This window comes from Burkholderia sp. BCC1998 (genome assembly GCF_905339875.1).
In the GTDB taxonomy this organism is placed as follows: Bacteria; Pseudomonadota; Gammaproteobacteria; order Burkholderiales; family Burkholderiaceae; genus Burkholderia.
This window is the reverse complement of record NZ_CAJPHE010000029.1, coordinates 61,635-85,004: the sequence shown is the minus strand read 5'-3', so window position 1 is coordinate 85,004 and position 23,370 is coordinate 61,635. Positions and strand designations below refer to the sequence as shown.

Sequence of the window (23,370 nt, the reverse complement as noted above, 5' to 3'; positions counted from 1 at the left end):
GCGCGGCACGATGTCGAACGGAATCAGGCGCTCGGCGGCCTGCGCGTCGCCGTACACGGCGAACGTGATGCCCGTCCTGCGGAACACGCCTTCCGCGTCGTGGGCCTTCTGGGCGAGGCTTGCAGGGTTCTGCGTGTCGAGCCACTGCTTGAGGCGCGCGTAAGGCGCCCTCACCATATCGCCGGATTGCAGCATTTCATCGAATGGCTTCATCGATCTTTTTCTCCATCGATCGTTTTCCCCGGCATTGCGCATGCCGGACCGGCGTACTAACTGCCTTGCAAGGAACGTGCCTTGCGATAACCCCTCAGGTCCCCCTTTTTGTCGCGCGGCCGGCACGCCCCCGCAGCATGCCGCACCATGATGGTGCGACGCACGGCGCGGGACGCGCCAGCGGCGTGCCGTGCCCGTGCACGGCCGCTGCTGCGCCGCGTCTGTGAAACATAGTTCCCCTGCGTGTCACGACTGTGCAAGCTGCACTGCACCAATACTTCCCCTGCCCGCACGCCTGCCCGTTGCCGCGCTGCTCGCCGGCAGCAGCTCCGAGCCCGTACCGGCACGGCTTCCCGCCGCCGTGCACTCGGCCGCGTCCCGCCACCTCCTCGGCCGGTCTTGCCGCATCGCAGCGAACCGCGCCGCGGCGGCGGCGGCCCGTCGCGGCGGCCCGTCCTGCACCGCGAACGGGAATGGCGCCGCATCCTTCGGTTACCGGGCGGAATGGCGGAAAGGCGGGCCGGCACGAGGCCGGCCCTGGGGGAAGTACCGTCTGCGGCAGGTCGGGCAGTTCGACGCGGTGAACTAACCGGTTAGCCGGGTCCGGCACCTCGAACTTATGCAGCCGTAATCCCGCCGACAACGCCCATGCATATTTCGACTGACACCGATCGAAAAAAAACATCGGCCCCCATGCGCGAGGCGCGGTACGCTACCAAACCGGTTCAGTGAAATGGTGCCGCTCCTCCCGGCGCCGACTATAAACAGCGAAGATCAACATGGAAGCAAAGTGGCTGGAAGATTTCCTGAGCCTTGCGGATACCAAGAGCTTTTCCCGGGCCGCGCGTCATCGGCACCTCACGCAGTCGGCGTTCAGCCGGCGCATCGCCGCGCTCGAAACGTGGATGGACGCGAAGCTGGTCGACCGCAGCATCAACCCGATCGCGCTGACGCCGGCCGGGCAGATGTTCCGCGGGCTGGCCGCGGACATCCTGCGCAGCATGTATGCGGCACGCAACCTCGTGAACGGCTATGACCAGTTCGCGGCAAGCGACCAGGTGGTGCGCTTCGCGGTCGCGCATACGCTCGTGTTCACGCTGTTCCCCGAATGGCTCAAGCAGCTGAACGGCGAAGTCGGCCACGTGACCGCGCGCGTCAACGCGGTGAACGTGCCCGAAGGCGTGCAGCAGCTCGTCGAAGGTGAATGCGACCTGCTGCTCGGCTATCACCATCCGCAACTGCCGATCGTGCTCGATCCGAACCACTTCCCGTTCGTCACGCTCGGCGTCGAACGGATCCTGCCGGTATCGACGCCCGACGCGCGCGGCAAACCGGTATTCGAACTGCCGGGCACGCCGGACGCGCCGCTGCCGCTGCTCGCGTATTCGTCGGGCGCGTTCCTCGGGAACGTGGTCGAGATGCTGCTGCTGAACGCGGCCGAACCGTACGCGCTGCACCGGTGCTTCGAGACGCACATGTCCGAGGCGCTGAAGGGGATGGTCGTGGCCGGGCACGGGATCGGCTGGCTGCCCGAAAGCTGCGTGGCGAAGGAACTCGCGGAGGGCTCGCTCGTCCGCGCGGGCTCGGCGGACTGGATCACCGAACTCGAGATCCGCCTGTACCGATCCGCGCGCAAGCGCGGGCTCGCGGCCGAGCAGCTGTGGACCTACATCATGAACCGGCCGCGCACCGCGGCCGACGGCACGCGCGCGGCCGAGGAGTCGATCGCGCCGGCCATGCGCATCGCGCGCCGCAGCGCCGGCGGCAGCCGGTAGCGCCCTTCACCGTCCCTCGTCACCCGACTCGCCAGCGCGCCGCGCGGATGCAATCCGCCCGGCGCGCGGTTATTCGACGTGCGCAATCGCGGAGCATTTTCCGCTCCTGCTCCGTCTTCGATATGCGTTCCGTACCTCGATTAAACCCGTAAAAACAGGCAAACGTTTGCGAGACGAATCGCATTTAATTTACATCGAAAACATCGACCCCGAATAAATTTCCGATTCATACGACAGAAATAACCTGTTACAGAACAAATTAAAAGTTTCTCTTTTCATGCAATGGCATTTTTCATCGATAAGGCCATATCACCTCTCTCGATTCCCTGACCTGCACTCCGAAATTCACCGTAATGCTTCGATGAAAGAGGAAAGTCTTCCTTTTATCAGTCGTTACTTTTCGGTACAAACGTCGGTACCACTTACGTCGGAAATTTGCAAAATGGTCATCGCTACCGATGAGCAAATTTCATATTCGGCAATATCGCCTTTGTTCAGAGCTGATCCATTTCGTCGAATTATTGCCAATCCTATTTAAATAAGACATTTAAAGCTTGTCCCATTCGGGCCACACATGATTGTTTGTTCGAAACCCATCGTGTATCAATAGCGTTGTCGCAAAACGAAATAGCGTCGCTAATTTTCAAATCGGAATAAGTGCATTGCCAGCGATTCCGGATGGAGGTTGCAATGTCTTCCTCGTTTGAACAGCATGGTCGCCGGCTCCTCGGCATTGTCGTATCCGCGCTCTGCATTCATGCCGCGGCCCAAACTCCGAACCAGGCCCCGACACCCTCGTCCGATACCGGCTCCGGGCGATACGTGATTTCGTACGTCTGCGGCGACGCGCGAATCGACGGTACGGCGCCGCTTCCCCCCGATGGCCGGCCGTACAACCTCGGTGTGTCGTTCGTATCGGGCGCCACCGGGCAACCGCTGTCGAACGTGCAGGTGCGGCTGCGACGGCATGGACGCGTCCTCGTCGAATTCAACGCGACGGGTTCGCGCTGTCTGTTCAGCGTGCCCGATGCAAGTTACCGGGTCGAAGGGACCTATCAGGGAGCGACCCAGTTCGCGGTGGTCGAAACCGGCGCACTCACCACGCAGTTGCGGTGGTGAACGTCAGTCGAATCCGCGCGCCGAGGGCGCGCACCCGCGTCATGCACTGCAATCCATCGACAGGAGAATCGAATGACTCGTGCAGAGCGACCGGACGGCGCGCCCGTCCGTCAGCCGAAGCCCTCCTGGGGACCGGGAAAGAACGCGGCGCTCAGCATCGTTGCATTTGCCGCGATCTTCGGCGCCTTCGCCTACGTCGAGCGAGACGTGGGGAGCAGCCATGCAACCGTGACGCACGACATCGCCGGCTTGATCGGCACCACCGTCGGGAAGTATCGCCAGGCCATCGTGGCCGCGACGGCCGACGCCTCCCGCGCGGCGTCGACGGCCGCGCAGGCCGAGCCGGTGACGCCTTCCGTACCGGGTACGCCGTTTGCGTCGGCAATGCCTGCCGGATCGGCCGCGACCGCCCCGGCCGTGCCGCCACCACCGACCGCCCGCTCCGCCGCGAAACACACGCGCCCCGCGCATGTGCCGACCACGACGCTCGCGGCCAGCGCACACGCCGCATCGGCCAGCGCTCGCGCGGCACGCCCCGCTGACACGCACCGGACGTCGCGTTCGCAGGCGCTGGCACGCACGAGACAACACCCCGAGCCCACGCCGACACGGCAACCGCAATCGGATATCGCCGACACGACGCACATGCAGACCACCAGCGTCACGCGCGACGAGATGGAAGGCGCCCGCGCTCTCGCCAGGGCGCGCTGGTGCGCACGGATCGACGAATGGACCTGCGTCGAGCACAACGCGAGCCGGGCCCTCGCCATCGACCCGAAGAACAGCGAATCGCGCGCGCTGCTTGGACAAGCGATCCGCAACCGCCTGTGAAGCGGCCGGACGCTGCCGGGCCTCACTGCCCGGCAGCACGACGACCGGCGACGCGCGTCGTCGGGCGTGCAACCGATGTGATCGTTTCAGAGTGAGGAGACATCGTGGCTAACAATCGTCAACAACAATGCACCACCGTCGCTCCGCCCAACCGGCGGATCCTCCTGCACGCGCCCTTGCTGTTGCTGCTCATCGCGTCCGGCTCCTGTCTTGCCGCCGAAGGCGACGCGGAACCGGGCAGCGCGAGGGAAGTCGCAGGGACCCACGGCGCGCCGGATGCGCTGCCGCCCGGCATGCAGCCGACGGAGGCGTCGATGCGGCTCGCCCAGGGCCCGGACGCCCTGCCCCCGCATGCGCCGACGCCGATCGCGCAGGCATCGGACGCATCGATGCAGATCGCGCAGGCGTCGAACCCGCAGCCGCAGGCGATGCCGACCACGGTCGTGGTGGAGCCGGACGCGGCGCAGCCGAGTGAACCGGCGCCGGACGCGCGATCGTCGAATGCGCAGACGCAGCAGCTTGCCCAGGCGCCCGACATCGCGTCGCCGAATACGTCACCGCCAGCCGCGCAATCGTCGGACGCTTCAATCCAGCTTGCCCAGGCACCCGACACCGCGCCGCCGAATACATCGGCACCGGCCGCGCAATCGCCGGATGCTTCAATCCCGCTTGCCCAGGCACCCGACACCGCGCCGCCGAATACATCGGCTCCGGCTGCGCAATCGTCGGACGCTCCAATGCCGCTTGCCCAGGCACCCGACACCGCGCCGCCGAATACATCGGCTCCGGCCGCGCAATCGTCGGATGCTCCAATGCCGCTTACCCAGGCGCCCGACACCGCGCCGCCGAATACATCGGCTCCGGCTGCGCAATCGTCGGACGCTCCGATGCCGCTTGCCCAGGCGCCCGACACCGTGCCGCCGAATGCATCGACACCGGTCGCACATGCATCGGACGCGCCGACCCAGCCCGCACCGGCCGCTGCCGCCGCATCGCCGAATGCTGCGACGACAGCGACGACACCGACGCAAACCGCGCAGGCATCCGGCACCCCCATGCCGACCTCGCCTGCGCCGGTGACCCAGACGCCCGGCGCTCAGCCGCCGTCCTCGCAGGCACCGAATTCGCAGACGCCCGGCGCCCAGCTACCCGGCGAATCGATCCAGCGATCGCAAGGCCCCGACGTCCAGACACCGAATGCCCAGATACCGAATCTCCGTACCGCCGATGTCGCGACCGTGCGCAACGACGTGTTCGGCCTCGCGGCGAGCGGCGGCGCGATCCAGGCGCTCGAGGAAGCGAAGGCACGGCCCGATGCGTTCTCGGCCGTCGACGTCGCGCAGCTGGAAGAGCTGTCGATACGCCAGCAGGTGCGCGGCGGACGCGACAAGTCGCGCTCGATGACGAGTCCGGACCGCTTCGACGGGATCGACAACGCGCTGCGCGCGGCCGACGACCTCGACAAGCGGATGCCGGCCACGCCCGACTATGCGCCGGTCAGGACGGCGCTCGCGGGCGACCGCACGGTCGCCCTCGCGGCACGCGGCGACATGAAGCCGGCCGTCGCGACGTTCGAGACGATCCCGTCCAATGCGGAGATCTCGATTGACGCGCTGGCGGCGGTTGGCGACGCCTACCTGTACCTGAGCGAACCGGCCAAGGCGAACGGCGTGTACCAGCGCGCGCTGAACCAGGCGACCGCGTCGCCTACGGACCGTGCGACCCGCGGCTTCCAGTACGGCGCACGCACGCGTCCGATCGAACTTCGCGAAGGGCTGTTCTGGTCGTATGTCGACCAGGCACGCGCGGCGGACGCGAAGCAGGTGCTCGACGACATGGGCAAGTCCCTGCCGCCGGTCAACGAAGTGCGCAACGTCGGTCCGGAAGAAAGCGACTATCTGCGCTACTACCGGCTGCGCGCGCAATACCTGATCTTCACGGGTCACACCGACGAGGGGATCGCCGCGCTGGAACAGCTCGAGAAGGAGGTGCCGTTCAACGCGGAGGTCCGTGCCGCGCACGCCGACGCGGTATCCGGCCAGTCGCATCCCCGCCAGGCGATCGCGATGTATCGCGCATCGCTGACCGACCACCCGGACAGCGTCGAGATGCTCGCCGGCCTCGGCCGCGCGGCGCTGACGGCAGACGACTACGCAACCGCGAAGAACGTCGACCAGACCCTCGACAACACGTTCCCGGACAGCGGCGCCGTGCGCAGCTTCAAGCGCGACTACAAGGCATACCGCAGCCCCGTGTTCACGACCGACCTGAGCTTCGAGCACGGCAACAGCGCACTGGCCGACAACAGCTTCACGTCGGACAGCTATGTGTATTCGCAACCGTTCGGCGACAACTGGCGCGTCTTCTCGCATACGTTCTTCGGCCACGCGCAAACCGATTCCGGCAGCGTCAGCCGCACGCGCACGGGCGTCGGCGGCGACTACCGGCACGGGCCGCTCACCGTGCAGGGCGAAGTCACGCGCTCGTTCGGCTCGGACGGCCGAACCGGCGGCCGCGGGTCGATCGCGTACGCGCTGAACGACTACTGGACGGTCAGCGCCGGCCTCGACAGCAACGACAACTCGCTGCCGTGGAAAGCGTATGCCGCGCATATCTGGGGCCGCTCCGCGAACGCGTCGGTCGTGTATCGCCAGAACGACCGCCGCGAGGTCAAGCTGAGCTACGGCGTGAGCCGCTACAGCGATTCGAACCTGCACCAGGAAATCGCGGCAACCGCCACGCAGCGTGTGTACACGTCCGCCAAACAGCTCGTCAACGTCTCGCTGGAACTCGGCACCGACAGCAACACGCGCCGGGACGCGCCCTACTTCAGCCCGGGCCGCGACTATGCGGCCGCGGCGACCGTCATGCACCAGCTGACGCTGTGGAAGAAGGGCGACATGTCGCTGCAGCAGCGCGTCTCGGCGTCGGGCGGCGTGTACAACGAGCGCGGCTTCGGCAGCAGCCCGCTGTGGAGCGCGCGTCTCGAGCACGCGTGGACGTTCAAGCACGACATCACGCTGAGCTATGGCGTCGAGGTCAGCAGCCACGCGTACGACGGCCAGCGCGAGCGCTCCGAAACCGGCTTCCTGTCGCTCAACCTGCCGTTCTAGCAAGGAGATCGCGCAATGCAAACCAGACGGACCTTCATGTGCGGATGCCTCGGCACGTTCACCGCCTGTTCGCTGTTCCCGGGCGTGACGAACGCCAAGATGATCGACCTGCTGCCGCCATCCGATCCGGCCGACGGCAAGACGTTTCGCGTCATCTGCCTGCATGACGTGCGCGACAACCTGATGGAGTCGTTCAAGCCCCCGTCGGCGCTGGTCGATCCGTTCGCGGTCGATACCGGCACGCTGACCGCGATCTTCTCGTGGCTGCAGACCAACAACTACCACACCATCACGGTCAAGCAGATCGAGGCGTCCCGGCACGGCGGCAAGCCGCTGCCGCCGCGCGCCGTGCTGCTCACGTTCGACGACGGCTTTCGCAGCCACTACACGAAAGTGCTGCCGCTGCTCGAGCGCTTCAAGTATCCGGCCGTGATGGGCATCGTCACCGCGTGGATCGATGCACCGCCGAATGTGCCGATCCGCATCAGCGACAAGGTCCAGGTGCCGCGCGACTACTTCCTGTCGTGGGACGAGGTGAAGAAGCTCGGCCAGTCGGACCTCGTCGAGCTCGGCTGCCATACCCACAACCTCCATCACGGCGCGATCGCGAATCCGCAAGGCAACGAGTTGCCGGCGACCACGTCGCACCTCTACCTGCAAGACCAGAAACGCTATGAAACCGACGCCGAATTCCACGCACGCGTGCACGACGACCTGCAGACGTGCGTGCGCCAGATCCGCGAACACACAGGCATCGTTGCTCGCTCGATGGTGTGGCCATACGGCGCGGAAAACCAGCCCGTGCGCCAGATATCGACGTCGCTCGGCATGGACATCCAGTTCAGCCTCGATGCCGGCCCGAATACGCCGGACGTGCCGCTGGACCGGCTGAGACGGATCCTGATGATGTACGACGTCGACATCGGCGGGTTCGAGCGCTCGATGCGCGAGCCTGCCTCCAACCGCGGCGACGTCGACGTGCCCGAGCGCACCGTGCAGGTCGATCTCGACCAGGTCTACGATCCGGATCCCGCGCGGCAGGAAGCGAATCTCGGCAAGCTGATCGAACGCATCTACCGGATGCAGCCGAAATCGGTATACCTGCAGGCGTATGCCGACCCGAAAGGCACGGGCGTGGCCGAAGCGGTGTATTTCCCGAACCGGCACCTGCCGATGCGCGCCGACCTGTTCTCGCGCGCCGCGTGGCAGCTCAACACGCGCTCCAACGTGCAGGTGTACGCGTGGATGCCGGTGCTCGCGTTCCGGCCGCCGCCGGACAAGCAACGCGGGCTCGAGGCCGTCAGCGCATTCGGCGGCGCGCCGGCCCGCGAAAACGGCACGCGCGTGTTCCGGCTGAGCCCGTTCGATCCGGAGGCGCGGCTGATGATCCAGCAGATCTACGAGGATCTCAGCAAGCACGCGTCGTTCAGCGGCATCCTGTTCAGCGACGACGCCGTGCTCGACGACTACGAGGATGCGGGCCGGCATGCGCTGCGCACCTATTCGCAGTGGGGGCTGCCGGCCGACGTCGGCAAGATCCGCGAAAATCCCGACCTGTTGAAACGCTGGACGCGCCAGAAGTCGCGCTACCTGATCGACCTGACCCGCCAGCTCGAACAGATCGTGCTGGCCCACCAGAACGTGGGCGACGTGCTGACCGCGCGCAACATCTACGCGCTGCCGGTGCTCAAGCCCGAATCGGAAGCGTGGTACGCGCAGAACTACGACGATTTCCTCGCCACCTACGACTACGTCGCGCTGATGGCGATGCCGTACATGGAGCAGGCGAAGGATCCCGAGGGCTGGCTGGACCAGCTCGTGCGGGCCGTCCGCGCCAAGCAGCGCGGGCTGCAGCGTACCGTGTTCGAACTGCAGTCGTACGACTGGCGCGCGCAGAAGCAGGTGCCGGCCGGCACGCTGCTTGCGCAGATGCGACGACTGCGCAGCGAGGGCGCCGTGAATTTCGGCTACTACCCGGACAACTTCCTGAACGGCCAGCCGGAACTCGACGCGATGCGCGACGTGATGTCGCTGAAGTCGCGCCTCGATCCGACCTCCATCAACGCGCTGATGCAGATGCAGCATGCACAGGGGACCAAGACGCCATGACCACCCACGGCATCATCCAGCGCCTGCAGGACTTCGTCTTCTACTATCCGTTCTTCATGTCGTATCTGTGGATGATCGGCGGCGTCGTCCATTATTTCCTGCTCGAGGAAGGCCGCGAGCTGTCGACGCGCACGATCGCCGCGAGCGGCATCCCGAAGATCTCGATCGTCGTGCCGTGCTTCAACGAGGCCGCCAACGCACGCAGCGTGATCCGCCACCTCAACGCGATGGACTACCCGAACTACGACATCATCGCGGTCAACGACGGCAGCCGGGACCGCACGGGCGACATCCTCAACGAGCTGGCCGTCGAGATCCCGCGGCTGCTCGTCATCCATCACGCGCGCAACGAAGGCAAGGCGGTCGGGCTCACCACCGCGGCGGCGGTATCGAACGCGGAATACCTGCTCTGCATCGACGGCGATGCGCTGCTCGCGCATGACGCGATCGGCTGGATGCTCGAGCACTTCCTGACCGACCCGGGCGTCGGCGCGGTCACCGGCAACCCGCGCATCCGCACGCGCACGTCGCTGCTGGGACGCATGCAGGTCGGCGAATTCTCGTCGATCGTCGGCCTGATCAAGCGCACGCAGCAAGTGTACGGCCGCATCTTCACGGTGTCGGGCGTGATCACGATGTTCCGCAAGACCGCGCTCGCCGACGTCGGCTACTGGAGCTCGGACATGCTGACCGAGGACATCGACATCAGCTGGAAGCTGCAGTGCCGCGACTGGCGCGTCGTGTACGAGCCGCACGCGCTCAGCTGGATCCTGATGCCCGAGACGCTGAAGGGTCTCTACCGGCAGCGATTGCGCTGGGCGAAAGGCGGCATCCAGGTGCTGATCAAGTACGCGGGCACGCTCGCGCGGCCGACCCAGATGATGATGTGGCCGCTGTTCGTCGAGTACCTGATCGGCATCACGTGGGCCTACTCGATGTCGTTCATCCTGCTGCTCGCGCTCGTCGACGTCGTCTACCCGCTTCCGCCCGACTGGCATGTGTCCGTGGTGCCGCACTGGCACGGGATGCTGCTGGTCGCGACCTGCATCCTGCAGCTGATCATCGGCAGCATGATCGATCGTCGTTACGACGAAAAACTCCTGATGTATTTCCTTGACACCGTCTGGTACCCCGTCGCGTTCTGGCTGATCAGCATGATCACCACCGTCGTCGCCCTGCCCGCCGTCGTACTGCGGGGCCGCGGCAAGCGCGCCGTTTGGGTCAGTCCCGACCGAGGCATTCAACATGAAGAACGCGCCGATTATTGACCTTTCCCTGCGCGCGCCGCGCGAAATGATCGCCGAGCGCGGCGTCGTCGTCGGGCCCGTGCTCGTCGCATGGTTCCGCCTCGTGCGGCCCGCGCTGGTCGGAGGAGTATGGGCATCGATCTGCATCTACACGTACCGCTACCTGCTGCCGTTCAACGAGGCCGAGATGCCGATCGAGCAGATCGTGTTCTACGTGACGAGCATCGCGCTGATCGCCGGCACGATCGTCACGTGGCTGATCGCGGGACGCGTCGTGCATCCGCTCGCGTACCGGTTGCGCGTGTCGAAGATGCTGCGGCGCTCGGCCAGCGTGAAGATGCGCTCGGTGCCGCCGACCGCGCTCGCGGGCGCCCGCCGGCGCGGCGCGCGGCGCACGACGCGCATTCTCGTCGCGTCGCACGATGCGAACGGCTCGATCTCGGGCATCGAATGGATCGCGCATGCGGGACCGCAGCCCCGCGAGTAGGTCACCGGCGCCGTGCCGCAACGCACTGCGCACTGCGCACCACGCACGCCGCATGACGCGACGGCGCTCCTGAAATCGTCCTGGCGCGCGTCGCGCGCCGGCCGGAAAACTTCCTGTAGACGAGGTGAATCATGTGCGGAATCGTCGGAGCAAGCGGCCTGAAAAATCAGGTCCCGCAACTGGTCAATGCACTGAGCCGGCTCGAATATCGCGGCTACGATTCGTGCGGCATCGCCGTGCTGCGTGACGGCTGCCTGCGCAGCGAACGCACGTTGCGGCGCGTGGCAGACTTGCAGGACCGCGTGCTGACGCTCGGTCTCGAAGCGCAGACGTGCATCGCGCACACGCGCTGGGCGACGCACGGCGCACCGTCGGAAATGAACGCGCACCCGATCATGTCGGGCGACACGATCGCGGTCGTGCACAACGGCATCATCGAAAACCACGATGCGCTGCGCGCCGAACTGCGGGAGCGCGGCTATACGTTTCGCGGCGAGACCGACACCGAAGTGATCGCGCACCTGATCCACAGCATGTATCGCGACGACCTGTTCGACGCGGTGATTCGCGCGGTCAAGCGGCTGCACGGCGCGTACGCGATCGCCGTGCTGAGCGCGCGCGAGCCGCAGCGGCTCGTCGCCGCGCGCGCGGGCTCGCCGCTCGTGATCGGCATCGGCGCGGACCAGAACTATCTCGCGTCCGATTGCGCGGCACTCGGCGACCTGACCGACCGTTTCGTCTACCTGGAAGACGGTGACGTCGCGCTGATCACGCCGGAGCGGATCGCCGTGGTCGACTCGGTCGGGAGCGACGCACAGCGTCCGCTGTGCCTCGTCAAGGCGCGCGACGACGACGCCGCCCTCGGCCCGTACCAGCACTTCATGCAGAAGGAGATCTTCGAACAGCCGAAGGCGATCGCCGCCACGATCGACGGCATCGACACGGTCTCGCCCGCGCTGTTCGGCGGCAGCGACAGCACGCGTGCGCTGCTGTCGAAGACCCGAAGCGTGCTGCTGCTCGGCTGCGGCACCAGCTACTACGCGGGCCTGACCGCGAAATACTGGCTCGAGGGCATCGCGGGCATCCCGGCGCAGGTCGAGATCGCGAGCGAATACCGCTATCGCGATACCGTGCCCGATCCGCGCACGCTCGTCGTCGGCATTTCGCAGTCCGGCGAGACCGCCGACACGATCGGCGCGATCGAGCGCGCGCGCGCGATGGGCCAGGATATGTCGATGGCAATCTGCAACGTGGCGACGAGTTCGATCGCGCGCAGCGCGCCGCTCAGCTTCCTGACACGCGCCGGCATCGAGCTCGGCGTCGCGTCGACCAAGGCGTTCACGACCCAGCTCGTCGCGCTGTTCCTGCTGACGCTCGCGCTCGCGCAGCAGCGCGGCCGGCTCGACGCCGCGCAGGTCGCGATGCACCTGAAGCAGCTGCACGAACTGCCGGAGCGCATCGGTCACGCACTCGCGCTGGAAACGCAGATCATGGGCTGGGCCACGAAGTTCGCGCGCACCGAGAACGCGCTGTTCCTCGGGCGCGGCATTCACTATCCGATCGCGCTCGAAGGCGCGCTGAAGCTCAAGGAAGTGTCGTACATCCATGCGGAAGGCTATCCGGCCGGCGAACTGAAGCATGGCCCGCTCGCGCTCGTCACGAGCGCGATGCCGGTCGTCACGATCGCGCCGGACGACCGCCTGTTCCAGAAGCTGAAGTCCAACATGGCCGAGGTGCGCGCACGCGGCGGACGGCTGTACGTGCTCGCCGGCCATCATCTCGAGATCGACGCCGACCGCGACACGCACCTGATCCGCGTGCGCGAATCGGGCGACGCGCTGTCGCCGATCGTCAATGTGATCCCGTTGCAGCTGCTCGCGTATCACGTCGGCTGCGCGCGCGGCGCCGACGTCGACAAGCCGCGCAATCTCGCGAAATCGGTCACCGTCGAATGATGCGGCGGCCGGTCGCGGCCCAAGTCGCCAGCGCGCGCCCGCATGCGTTCGGGCGCGCCGCCGCGTGGCGCGTCGCGACCGTGCTCTGCGGCGCGTGCTGCGCGTTCGCCGCGCCGTCGCGCGCGTTTGCCGGCGCGCCGGTCGTGCACACCGTCACAGTGGAAGCGCCGGCGTCACCTCAGTCGCCGCAGGAGCGCGGCGACCCGCGGCGCTTCATGCACGGGATCGGCGTGGCCGACGCCGGCGACGGCCGGCGCTGGGTGTTCTTCAGCAGCTCGGGCATCGTGCCGCGCGGCGCGCTGCGCAACGGCGACTGGCCGCATGACGTGTACGTCGGCGAATGGCTGCCGGGCAAGCCGCGCCTGCTGCGCGTCCATACGTTCATCAGCCGCCCGGAAGCGCAGGAGCCCGTGTCGATCGCGCAGAACCCGCGCGGCGACATCTTCGTCACGTTCGAGGACGGCTGGAACACGCCGCAGGTGGTCAGCCAGCGATACGGCGTCTATCGGCGCGACCTGAAGCCGGTCAAGCCCTACCCGAACGACGTCGAAGCAGGCGGCCACTCGGGCCACGTCGCCGCGGTGGGCGAACGCTTCGTCGTGTTCTATTCCGCCGACTGGATCGACGGCGGCGGCGTCGACAACCTCGGCACCGGCAACGGCGTCTACGTGAAAACCTACGATGCCGAAGGACGCGTGATGAACCATGTGCCGGTCGCGCCGCACCGCCGCGAATGGTGGCCCGTGGTCGCGGGTTCGCCGCGGCGCGCGCTGCTGGTCTGGCAAAAATACATCGAGGGCAGCACGGACGCGACGCTCGAATACGCGATGTTCGATCCGGTCACGGCGAAACTCGACATGCTCGGGCCGCTGAACGGCACGATCCAGTACTACGTCTATTCGTCCGCGTATGTGCCGGCGGTCGACCGCTTCGTCGTCGTCACGACGACCGCGGACAATCGCGGCGTCGCGATGCTGATCGACCCGGACGGCCGTCGTCTGGCTACGCTCGACTGCCTGCCGGCGTCGGTGCGCGAGGCCGGGATCGGTGTCGACGGCACGCATGCCTACGTGCCGATCCGCGACGGGCGGCTGCTGACCCTCGCGCTTTCGCCGACGGGCATGTCGGTGAGCGGCGTGCAGCGTTCGCCGATTCCGTGGGGCTCGACCGGCATCGCCGGGTTCCCGGCACGCGGCGGGACGATGCATTTCGTGTCGCTGACGCCGTCCGGCGCACGCGAAGCGGATTTCGACACGACGCGGGAAACGCCGTTGCCGAAGGCCGACGCGCAGTGTTCGACGCATTGACGGCAACCCGGCACGTCGATCCGGCCCGACGCGCTCGATCCGGGCGTTCGCGCCTTTGCCCGAATCGCGCAGTGCGATCCCGCCGCGCGCATCGGCCGCGCCCGGTAGTCGCCCGGTAGTCGCCCGGTAGTCGGACTTGCAGCGGCAGCCGGGCCGGATTCCTCGTGCCGCCCCCGCTCCCGCGCCGAAGTCGCCAGCGCCGCCCGTACCGGATAGACTGTCGCCCGATTCCATCCCTCGGCCGCGGCGCTCGCCTTTCTGCCGCCGCCGGAACGCCCCCACGGAGAACGAATGCTGAAGCGCCGGTGGTTTTCGCTGTTGCTGGTGACGGTGTGCCTGATCGCGACGCGCGCGTCCGCCCAGGGCTCGCTCGAACTCGAAACCGACGGCACGCCGCGCGTCCTGACGCGCCAGGCGCTGCTCGCGCGCGCCGACGCGGCGGACATCCACGTGCCGCGCGACATCGCGTACGGCCGGCCGATGACGTTCCGCGCGGTACCGTTCGCCGCGCTGCTCGGCGACACGCCGCTGCCGGCGGACGGCGTGCTCGAAACGCGCGCGGCCGACGGTTTCGCCGCGCAACTGCCGCTGGATCTCGCGCGCCGCCGTGCGCCGGCCGGCGCCGTCGCGTGGCTCGCGATCGAGGACCCCGCGCACCCGTGGCCGAAGCTGCCGGGCAAACAGGTCAGCGCGGGGCCGTTCTATCTCGTGTGGCTGGGGCCGGACGCGTCGTCGGTGCGCGGCGAGCAGTGGCCGTATCAGATCGTGCGCATCACGATCGAATCGTCGCCGCTCGCGCGCTGGCCGTCGCTCGCCGTCGATCCGGCGTTGCCGGCGAACGATGCGGCCCGGGCGGGCCAGCGGCTGTTCGTCACGCAATGCCTCGCGTGCCACCGCGTCGACGGCGCGGGCAGCAGCCAGGCCGGCCCCGACCTGAACGCACCGATGAATCCGGTCGACTACTTCCAGCCGGCCGCGCTGCGCCGCTACATCCGCAACCCGGCATCGGTGCGCGACTGGCCGGGCCGCGCGATGCCGGCGTTCCCGCCCGATCAGCTGAGCGACCGGGAACTCGACCAGATCGTCGCGTACCTTGCGTACATGGCGCGGCGCAAGGCCGGCAAGTAAGCCGCGCCCGTCAGGTGCGCGTCACGCGCCCGGTTCCTGCGCGCTTTGCAGCACCGCACGCAGCAGCACGTCGGCGCCCGCCGCCGACCATTCCGGCGTGATCGCCTCGGCTTCGTTGTGGCTCAGCCCGTCGACGCACGGCACGAAGATCATGCCCGTCGGCGCGACGCGCGCGACGTAGCACGCGTCGTGGCCCGCGCCGGACACGATGTCCATGTGCGACAGCCCGAGCGCCTGCGCCGCATCGCGCACCGCGTCGATGCAGCGCGGCGCGAACGGCACCGGCGGGTACGTGAAGATCTGCTCGATCTGCGCGCCGAGCCCGGCGTCGGCCGCGACGCGCGCCAGTTCCGCGCGCAGCGCCGCGTCGAGTTCGTCGAGCACCGCATCGTCGGGATGGCGGAACTCGACCGTGAAGAAACAGCCGCCCGGCACCGTATTGCGCGAATTCGGCCGCGCCTCGATCATCCCGACCGTCGCGCGCGCGTGCGGCGCATGGCGGCGGCCGAGCGCATCGACGAATTCGATCATCCGCGCGGCACCCACCAGCGTGTCGCGCCGGAATTCCATCGGCGTCGTGCCCGCGTGCGCGTCGACGCCCGTGAGCGTCACCTCGTACCAGCGCTGCCCCTGCCCGGCCGTCACGACGCCGATCGTCCTGCCCGCGCGTTCGAGAATCGCACCCTGCTCGATATGCAGTTCGTACGCGGCATGCACCGGATAGCCGCCGACGGGTTCGGCGCCCGCGTAGCCGATCCGCGCGAGCTCCTCGCCGATCGTCCTGCCCGCGACGTCGGTGCGCGACAGCCCGTATTCGAGCGAATAGACGCCCGAGAACACGCCGGCCGAGATCATCGCCGGCGCGAAGCGCGAACCTTCCTCGTTGGTCCAGATCACGACGTCGATCGGGCGTTCGGTCTCGATGCCCGCGTCGTTCAGCGCGCGCACGACCTCGAGGCCGCCGAGCACGCCGTAGATGCCGTCGTAACGGCCGCCCGTCGGCTGCGAATCGGCGTGCGAGCCGGTCATCACCGGCGCGGCGTCGGGATTGCGGCCCGCGCGGCGCGCGAACACGTTGCCCATCCGGTCCACCCGCACCGTGCAGCCGGCATCGCGCGCCCACTGCACGAACAGGTCGCGCGACTCGCGGTCGAGGTCGGTCAGCGCGAGACGGCAGACGCCGCCCTTCGGCGTCGCGCCGATCTGCGCCATGCGTTCGAGCGATGCCCACAGGCGCGCGCCGTCGACGCGCGGGGCGGTCGCGAGGTCGTCACGCATTGCCGGTCTCCGGGGTGTCGTCGCGCGGCGCCGCCTGCAGCGCATAGCGGAAATCGCAGCGCTTGCCGCCCTGCATGATCGTGCTCGTGCGCGTCAGCGCGATGCGCGGGTCGTAACCCTCGATGAAGTAGCTGTCGCGCGCGCAGCTCAGCAGGTGGCCGATCTCGCCGAGCCCCATCGCGTGATACATCTCCGCGTAGCTGCAGCGATGCACGTCGTAGTCGTAGTGCGTGTCGTCCGCGCGGCGCACCTCGACGGCGAGCGCATCGTCCTTCTCCCACAGCACCTGCAGCGCGATGAACGACTGCACGCTCGTGCCGTCGGGCTCCTGCGCGGCGAACGTGCGGCCCGCGTCGACGGCCGCGCCGCGCACGGCCTCCGCGATCACGGCCTGCGCGCGCTCGGTGCCGAATTCGCGCTTCATGATCACGTAGATCGGCTTGATGATTTCCGCTTCGATGCGGCGCCGCGCGAGGATGCCGAGGCGCGTGTCCTCGGGTGCCGCCGCGGATGCGTGGGTGGTGTCGGTCATGGGGTTCGTCTCCGTCCTTATTTCGTTGCCGGGTGCGCGCCGCCGAGCACGTCGACGACGGTCCACTTGCCGCCGCGCACCTGGTAGATCGTGAATGCCGGGTCCTTCAGGTTGCCTTCGCCGTCGAACGCGACCCGGCCGGTCACGCCGGGCCGGTCGATCGCGCGCACGGCCGCGACCAGCTTCGCCGGCTGCGTCGTGCCGGCCTTTTGCGCGGCCGCGATCAGCGTGGCCGCCGCGTCGTACGCGAACGGCGCATGCAGTTCGATCGGCGCGTTGAAGCGGGCGCGGTACTGGGCGTCGAACGCCTTGCCGCCCGGCATCCGGTCGAGCGGCAGGCCCGGTTCGAGCGCCGTCACGCCGTCGCCGTCCTTGCCCGCGAGCGACAGGAAGGTCTGGCTCACGAAGCCGCCGGCGCCGAGCAGCGGCGCGTTCACACCGAGCTGGCGCATCCGGCGCGCGATCGGCGCGGCCTGCGCGTCGAGCCCGCCGAAGAACACGAGATCCGCGCGCTTGCCCTTGACCGCGGTCAGCACGCCGCTGAAGTCGGTCGTCTTGTCGTTCACGTACTGGCGATCGACGATCGTGCCGCCGTTCGCCTGCACGCCCTTGATGAACTGGTCGGCGAGGCCTGCACCGAACGACGTGCGATCGTCGATCACCGCGATGCGTTGCGCCTTCAGCGTCTTCACCGCGTAGGCGCCGGTGAAATTGCCGCCCGCATCGTCGTGACCCATGATGCGGAACGCCGTCGCGTAGCCCTGCTGCGTGTATTGGTGGCCGGTGGACGCCGGCGCGATCTGCGCAATGCCCGCATCGCGGTAGACGCGCGACGCCGGCACGCTGCAACCCGTGTTCCAGTGGCCGACGACGCCGATCACGCGCTGGTCGACGAGCTGCTGCGCGACCGCGACGGCCGTGCGCGGGTCGGATTGATCGTCGGCCGCGACGAGCTTGTAGACGACCGGCTTGCCGCCGATGCTCGGATGTTTCGCGTTCGCGTCGTCGATCGCGAGTTGCGCGCCGTTTTGCAGATCCTTGCCGATCCGCGCGGACGGGCCGGTGAGCGGCGCGGCGAGACCGATCAGGATCGTCTGCGGTGCGGACTGCGCGAAGGCGGGAACGGCGGCGATCAGCGCGGCCGCGGAGAATGCGAAGCTGGCGGGAAGAAAGGCGATTTTCATGTGCGGGGCTCGGAGATTCGAATCAAAACATGAAAAATATTAAATATTCGGCACTCTCACCCCAAATATTCAATTGTTGGATGCTTATGCCATTCCCGACACAATAGCGCAATAGCCTGTAAATAAAGGATATTTTTATGTTGTCGCTTACCCTGATTTTTCGATAAAATTCGACACATGAAAAATATCGAACAATTGCCGCACGATCCGCCGTTACGCGCCGTCCGCGCGTTCGAGGCATTCGCGCGTCTCGGGTCGGTCACCGCGGCCGCGCACGAGCTCGACATCACGCCGTCCGCGGTCAGCCACCAGTTGCAGCTGCTCGAGGCGTTCATCCAGACGCCGCTGACCGTGCGCGAAGGCCGGCTGCTCGCGCTCACCGACGAGGGGCGCGACTACTACCGCTCGATCAGCGCCGCGTTCTCGGTGCTGCGCAGCGCGACGCGCTTCGTGCGCGACCGGTCGTCGCTGCGGCAGATCACGATCAGCCTGATTCCGCTGCTCGGCATCGGCTGGTTCATCCCGCGGCTGCATGCGTTCCTCGCCGAGAACACCGACGTCGACGTGACCGTGCTGTACGCGCATCACCGCAACTATCGAAGCGACGCGTCCGACCTGTCGATCCGCTTCGGCACCGGCGACTGGCCCGGCTACCGCTGCGAGCGGCTGCTGCCGGGCGCGATGGTGCCGATGTGCAGCCCGTCGTTCCTGAAGCGCCACGGGCCGTTCCGCACGCCGGCCGATCTCGCGCAGGCGCCGCTCGTGCACGACGAGGATCGCAGCACCTGGGTCAACTGGCTGCAAGGCGCCGGCGTGCGGCACGTGTCGCATGCGGTGGGGCCGATGTTCGAGGACGGGCAACTGACGCTGAGCGCGGCGCGCGCGGATCTCGGCGCGGCGCTGCTGCGCGCGCCGCTGGTCGAGCGCGAACTGGCCAGCGGCGAACTCGTGAAGCTGTTCGACCACGCGCTCGACGACGGGCGCGACTACTACCTGTGCACGCGCGAGGATGCGGACATGCCGGACGGGGCGAGACGGCTCGCCGACTGGCTGAGGAAGATCGCCGCCTGAGCCGCCGTTGCGCCGCCTGCCGGCGCAACGGCGCGCTTGCCGGGCAAGCCGGTGACTTGCGGACGTCCGCACGCGTATATATGATATGCATATCATATATCGGAGGTTGCGATGAGCCGTATCCTGATCGATCTGTCGAATGGCCAGCTCGACGAACTGGCCGCCATCGTCGAGACTGAGCAACGCCCTCGCGCCGCGATCATTCGCGACGCGATCGACGCGTATATCGCGCAACACAAGCGCGCGCATGCCGATCACGTATTCGGCCTGTGGAAGGATCGCGCGGTCGACGGGCTCACCTATCAGGAGGCATTGCGTTCGGAATGGTAAAAGCACACATCGACACTCAAAGCGCGGCCGGGTATGCGGGCCGCGCGCTTCCGGCCGACGCCTGCCTCGTGCAGGTGCAGCAACGGCCGCCCCATGCCCACACCGTGTTCGGTCTCTGGAAAGCGCGTGCGCTCGACGGGCTCGCCTGGCAGGAGGCATTGCGCGCGGAATGGTAAGAGCCCTCTTCGATACCAACATCCTGATCGACTATCTCGGCGGCGCGGAGTCCGCGCGCGCGGAGCTGGCCCGCTACGACTACCGGGCGATCAGCATGGTGACCTGGATGGAAGTCATGGTCGGCGCGACGGCCCGCGACGATGCGGCAATTCGCGCATGGCTTTCGTCGTTCGACATCATCCCGCTCGACAGCATGGTGGCGAACCGCGCCGTAACGATTCGCAAGGAACGTCGCATTCGTCTGCCCGATGCGATCGTCTGGGCATCGGCGCAAGTGAACGGCCTGTTGCTCGTATCGCGCAACACGAAGGATTTTCCCGTCACCGAACCGGGCGTCCGCGCGCCGTATCAGATCTAGCGCGAGCGGCGTCCGTCATGCGTGGCGGACAGCCGCGCGTCACACCGCCCGCCCCCATCCGCGCTCGGCCGCATAGGCGACCGTCGCGCGCGCCAACTCGTTCGTGCTGTCGATCAATGCAAACGGCGCATCGCGCACCGCCCGCGCGGCGATCGGGATTTCCGTGCAGCCCATCACCGCGACGCCCACGTCCCGTCGCGCCAGCGTCGCGAGCGCGCGCGACAGGCACCGCACCGACGCATCGATCTTCCCCGCCTTGACCGCCGCGATGCACGCGGCGATGTCGCGCTGCGCGGCCACGTCCGGCATTACGGGTTCGAAGCCGCGCGCACGCAGCGCCGCCTGGTAGAAGCCCGACACCAGCGTGCCGCCCGTCGCGAGCACGGCGACGCGCCGCACGCCGGCCGGCAACGCGGCCACCGACGCATCGACGATATGCAGGATCGGCGCCGCGCTGCGTTCGCGCAGCGGCGCATACCAGTGATGCGCCGAATTGCACGGGATCGCAATCACGTCGACACCGCAGCGGTTCAGCAGCGCGACGCCATCGAGCAGCGCCGGCAGCGGATCGGGCCCGCCGTCGATGATCGCGCGCGAACGATCGGGCGTCTGCGTCAGGTTCGCGACGACCATCGGCAGGTGCTCCTGGTCGCAGCGCGCACGCGTCAGGCGCATCACGCGATGCATGAAGTCGACCGTGGCCAGCGGCCCCATTCCGCCCAGTACGCCGACGAGTGCCATGATGTCTCCTTCACGCGCGCGGCGGCCGCGCGCAGATCGCGGATACGACGGCCGAGTTACCGATCACCAGCAACAGCGTCCGCAACATCTCGCAGAACGGATCGACCGCCACGAACAGCACGAATGCGGCCTCGAACGGCAGGTGCAGCGCCGCGCACACCATGCCGGCGAGCGACACCGTCACGACGCCCGACGTGCCCGTCGACGCGAACCCGGCCAGCACCGACGCGACCAGCACGACGCACAGCTCGCCGGGGCCGAGCGACCGCTCGTAGAGTTGCGCGACGAACAGCGTCGCACTCGCGTAATAGACCATCGGCCCGACGCGCAGCAGCGACACGGCGAGCGGCACGACCAGCTCAACGCGCGCGCGGGCAAAGCCGAAGCCGTCGGCCAGGCACTCGATCATGCTCGGCATGCAGGCCACGCTGCTGCGCGTGGCGAGCGCCATCGCGAACGGCGTGCGCAAGCCGGCGAGCGTCCCGGCCAGCGTCGCGCCCGAGCGCTTCCAGATCACGACGATCGCCGCCGCGATCAGCACGAGCGCGACGACGGCGAACGCGGCGACGAAGCGGACCATCGCCTCGAGCGGCCCAAACCCCGACGTGCCGATCTGCGCGGCGCCGCCGCAGAACAGCACGATCGGCGTCGGATACGCGAGCCAGTGCATGATCTTCTGGCACGTGCAATAGACGGTCTCCAGCGTCTGGCTCAGCGCCGCCGAGATGCTGGGCGGCACGCGCCCCGACGCGAACCCGAAGAACAGCGAGAACACCAGCGCCTTCAGCGTGTCGCCGCTCGCGAGCGCCGCGAAGAAGTTGCCGGGCACCAGCGCGATCAGCATGTCGGCGAGGCCCGACGACTTCTCCGCGGGATCGCTGCCGTACAGCGTCATCACGGTATCGCTCGCCGCGCCGTCGCTGCCGACCAGCGCGCCGAACGCCTTCAGCGTCGCGGTCGACAGGTGCTCGCCCGGCCGCATCGCGACCAGCACGACCGCGCCGACCGTCACGACGAACACCGACACGCAGCTGAAGATCGTGATCACGCGCAGCACGAGATCCGACGCGTTGCCGTCGCGCAGCAGCCGCTGCAGGCTGAAGATCACGGCGGCCGTCATGAACGGCAGCGCCGTCATCTTGAGCAGGCCGACGTACACCTGGCCCACGTAGTCGAATTGCGGTGCGGCCGCCGGCCACAACACGCCCGCCACGATGCCGAGCGCGAGGCTGCCGAAGACCGTCAACGGATGGATCGCGAGCGCATGCAGCCGCTCGATGCGCGGTGCGATCCTGATGTTCTCGTTCATGTTCATGTCAGTGACCCATCGCATCGAGCAGGGATTTCACGTCGAGCCGCTTGTTGCGCTCGGCCAGGAACTGGTTGACGAACGCAAGCAGCGTCGGCATGGACACCGGCACGCCGACGGCAAGCGCGTCGGTGAGGTCGTCGAAGGTCGCGACGCGCAGCCGGATCGGCGCGGTCGGGTCGTCCTGCATCACGCGCTTGATCGCGAGCTCGTCGCGATACACGGCCGTGACCGCGCCGGCGTTCAGCGCGTCGAGCGTCGCCGGCCAGCTCGGATAGGTGCGCACCCGCGCGGCCGGGAAATCGTTGCGCGCGTATTCGGCGTAGGCGGACCCCGCGACGACGCCGATCGTGCCGCGATAGTCGCGTACGACTTCGGGCAGCGGCCGCCCTTTCGCGAGTTCGGCGAAGCCGACGCGGTTGATCAGCAGCGCGCGCCGCAGGCTGATGTACGGCGTGCTGAAGCGCACCACCTGCGCCCGCGGCAACGTACGCGACAGCTTGCTGATCGCGACGTCGGCCTGCCCGGTCGCGAGCAGATGCACGACGTCGTCGAACGTGCGCGCATCGCGGTCGAACTGCACCGGCACGCCGAGCTTTTTGGCGAGCTCGTCGGCGAGGTCGATGTCGACGCCCGCCAATGCGCCGTTGCGCGACATGAAGAACGGCGGCTGATCGACGCCGAGCACCGCGACGACGAGCGTGCCTCGCGTGACGATGCGGGCGAACTCCGGCGCGAGCAGCCGGCCGTCGGGCATCTGCACGAGCCCGGTCGCCGTGGTGGCGGGTGCCGTCACCGCTGCGGGCGCCGCCGGCGCGGACGCATCGAGGGCCAGCGCCGGCGCGGCGCACGACACGGTCACGAGTACCCAGGCCGCGCCGCGCAAGAGCCGATGCAGGCATCGCCGCTCGGGGACGAACTCGCGGAACCAGGCAAGCAGCGCGCACGCGGCGCGTCCGGAAAAGAGATTCATGGCGGCAGTGGGACGGGGAGTATCGAACGACCGCGCGGCCGTTCGTGCAGAACGGGCGCCGGACCCTTGCGCGGGGCGCGGCACCGTCGCCCGGCGCCGCGCCCTCCCGCACGCCCAATGTGTCAGAAGCGCC

At 67.9% G+C, this 23,370-nt stretch carries 20 protein-coding genes and 1 pseudogene; 14 read left to right on the top strand and 7 right to left on the bottom strand.

Annotation, left to right across the window (positions count from 1 at the left end):
- Positions 1 to 255: pseudogene (locus U5A56_RS33165) on the bottom strand (circularly permuted type 2 ATP-grasp protein); the annotation flags it as partial.
- Between the two features lie 737 nt (positions 256 to 992).
- On the opposite strand from U5A56_RS33165, the gene U5A56_RS33160 reads away from it, so the two are divergent.
- From U5A56_RS33160 to U5A56_RS33110, 10 genes are all read left to right on the top strand, one after another.
- Positions 993 to 1,988 carry a LysR substrate-binding domain-containing protein gene (locus U5A56_RS33160; RefSeq protein WP_321926746.1) on the top strand — a complete coding sequence of 332 codons (996 nt, stop codon included), beginning with the start codon at positions 993 to 995 and terminating at the stop codon, positions 1,986 to 1,988.
- A 690-nt stretch (positions 1,989 to 2,678) separates the two neighbouring features.
- Positions 2,679 to 3,107: a hypothetical protein gene (locus tag U5A56_RS33155; RefSeq protein ID WP_044843971.1), complete on the top strand. Its 429-nt coding sequence runs from the start codon at positions 2,679 to 2,681 to the stop codon at positions 3,105 to 3,107.
- Positions 3,108 to 3,179: 72 nt separating this feature from the next.
- Positions 3,180 to 3,938, top strand: a complete 759-nt coding sequence (locus U5A56_RS33150) for a hypothetical protein (protein WP_321926744.1) — start codon at positions 3,180 to 3,182, stop codon at positions 3,936 to 3,938.
- 104 nt (positions 3,939 to 4,042) lie between these two features.
- Complete coding sequence (pgaA, locus tag U5A56_RS33140) at positions 4,043 to 7,051, top strand: poly-beta-1,6 N-acetyl-D-glucosamine export porin PgaA (protein ID WP_415749249.1); 3,009 nt, start codon at positions 4,043 to 4,045, stop codon at positions 7,049 to 7,051.
- 15 nt (positions 7,052 to 7,066) lie between these two features.
- On the top strand, positions 7,067 to 9,160 hold the full coding sequence (gene pgaB, locus U5A56_RS33135) for a poly-beta-1,6-N-acetyl-D-glucosamine N-deacetylase PgaB (protein ID WP_321802374.1): 2,094 nt from the start codon (positions 7,067 to 7,069) through the stop codon (positions 9,158 to 9,160).
- Positions 9,157 to 10,428 (top strand): poly-beta-1,6-N-acetyl-D-glucosamine synthase, encoded by a 1,272-nt coding sequence (gene pgaC / locus U5A56_RS33130; RefSeq protein ID WP_044843967.1) that lies wholly within the window; start codon positions 9,157 to 9,159, stop codon positions 10,426 to 10,428. Before pgaB ends, pgaC begins: the two co-directional genes overlap by 4 nt.
- Positions 10,406 to 10,894, top strand: a complete 489-nt coding sequence (locus tag U5A56_RS33125; protein ID WP_044843966.1) for a hypothetical protein — start codon at positions 10,406 to 10,408, stop codon at positions 10,892 to 10,894. Before pgaC ends, U5A56_RS33125 begins: the two co-directional genes overlap by 23 nt.
- Positions 10,895 to 11,025: 131 nt before the next feature.
- The gene (gene glmS, locus U5A56_RS33120; RefSeq protein WP_321926739.1) at positions 11,026 to 12,849 is read left to right on the top strand and encodes a glutamine--fructose-6-phosphate transaminase (isomerizing); all 1,824 of its coding nucleotides are present in this window, start codon (positions 11,026 to 11,028) and stop codon (positions 12,847 to 12,849) included.
- The gene (locus U5A56_RS33115; protein WP_321926748.1) at positions 12,849 to 14,156 is read left to right on the top strand and encodes a hypothetical protein; all 1,308 of its coding nucleotides are present in this window, start codon (positions 12,849 to 12,851) and stop codon (positions 14,154 to 14,156) included. Before glmS ends, U5A56_RS33115 begins: the two co-directional genes overlap by 1 nt.
- A gap of 291 nt (positions 14,157 to 14,447) precedes the next feature.
- Complete coding sequence (locus tag U5A56_RS33110) at positions 14,448 to 15,284, top strand: cytochrome c (RefSeq protein ID WP_321926737.1); 837 nt, start codon at positions 14,448 to 14,450, stop codon at positions 15,282 to 15,284.
- Between the two features lie 21 nt (positions 15,285 to 15,305).
- On the opposite strand, the gene U5A56_RS33105 is transcribed toward U5A56_RS33110, so the two are convergent.
- The 3 genes from U5A56_RS33105 to U5A56_RS33095 are packed head-to-tail and all read right to left on the bottom strand — an operon-like array spanning position 15,306 to position 18,278.
- A complete protein-coding gene (locus tag U5A56_RS33105; protein WP_321926735.1) occupies positions 15,306 to 16,562 on the bottom strand; it encodes a Zn-dependent hydrolase in 1,257 nt (418 codons plus the stop codon).
- Positions 16,555 to 17,094, bottom strand: a complete 540-nt coding sequence (locus U5A56_RS33100; RefSeq protein WP_321926733.1) for an L-2-amino-thiazoline-4-carboxylic acid hydrolase — start codon at positions 17,092 to 17,094, stop codon at positions 16,555 to 16,557. Before U5A56_RS33100 ends, U5A56_RS33105 begins: the two co-directional genes overlap by 8 nt.
- Positions 17,095 to 17,111: 17 nt before the next feature.
- Positions 17,112 to 18,278, bottom strand: a complete 1,167-nt coding sequence (locus tag U5A56_RS33095; protein ID WP_321926732.1) for a branched-chain amino acid ABC transporter substrate-binding protein — start codon at positions 18,276 to 18,278, stop codon at positions 17,112 to 17,114.
- 177 nt (positions 18,279 to 18,455) lie between these two features.
- Between U5A56_RS33095 and U5A56_RS33090 the strand changes: the two genes are divergently transcribed.
- The 4 genes from U5A56_RS33090 (at position 18,456) to U5A56_RS33075 (ending at position 20,214) form a co-directional block, all read left to right on the top strand.
- Positions 18,456 to 19,349, top strand: a complete 894-nt coding sequence (locus tag U5A56_RS33090) for a LysR substrate-binding domain-containing protein (RefSeq protein ID WP_044843959.1) — start codon at positions 18,456 to 18,458, stop codon at positions 19,347 to 19,349.
- A 111-nt stretch (positions 19,350 to 19,460) separates the two neighbouring features.
- Entirely contained in the window at positions 19,461 to 19,679 is a 219-nt protein-coding gene (locus U5A56_RS33085) for a ribbon-helix-helix protein, CopG family (protein WP_044843958.1), read from the top strand.
- On the top strand, positions 19,673 to 19,855 hold the full coding sequence (locus U5A56_RS33080) for a hypothetical protein (protein WP_124893633.1): 183 nt from the start codon (positions 19,673 to 19,675) through the stop codon (positions 19,853 to 19,855). Before U5A56_RS33085 ends, U5A56_RS33080 begins: the two co-directional genes overlap by 7 nt.
- Positions 19,849 to 20,214 carry a type II toxin-antitoxin system VapC family toxin gene (locus U5A56_RS33075; RefSeq protein ID WP_321821994.1) on the top strand — a complete coding sequence of 122 codons (366 nt, stop codon included), beginning with the start codon at positions 19,849 to 19,851 and terminating at the stop codon, positions 20,212 to 20,214. The genes U5A56_RS33080 and U5A56_RS33075 overlap by 7 nt, the downstream gene beginning before the upstream one ends.
- A 39-nt stretch (positions 20,215 to 20,253) precedes the next feature.
- Here the strand turns inward: U5A56_RS33075 and U5A56_RS33070 are convergent, their stop codons facing one another.
- The 3 genes from U5A56_RS33070 to U5A56_RS33060 are packed head-to-tail and all read right to left on the bottom strand — an operon-like array spanning position 20,254 to position 23,237.
- A complete protein-coding gene (locus U5A56_RS33070; protein WP_321802360.1) occupies positions 20,254 to 20,955 on the bottom strand; it encodes an aspartate/glutamate racemase family protein in 702 nt (233 codons plus the stop codon).
- A gap of 10 nt (positions 20,956 to 20,965) precedes the next feature.
- Positions 20,966 to 22,270, bottom strand: a complete 1,305-nt coding sequence (locus tag U5A56_RS33065; RefSeq protein WP_321926729.1) for a dicarboxylate/amino acid:cation symporter — start codon at positions 22,268 to 22,270, stop codon at positions 20,966 to 20,968.
- A 1-nt stretch (position 22,271) separates the two neighbouring features.
- Positions 22,272 to 23,237, bottom strand: coding sequence for an ABC transporter substrate-binding protein (locus tag U5A56_RS33060; protein ID WP_321811718.1), 966 nt, complete (start codon positions 23,235 to 23,237; stop codon positions 22,272 to 22,274).
- Positions 23,238 to 23,370: the final 133 nt, after the last annotated feature.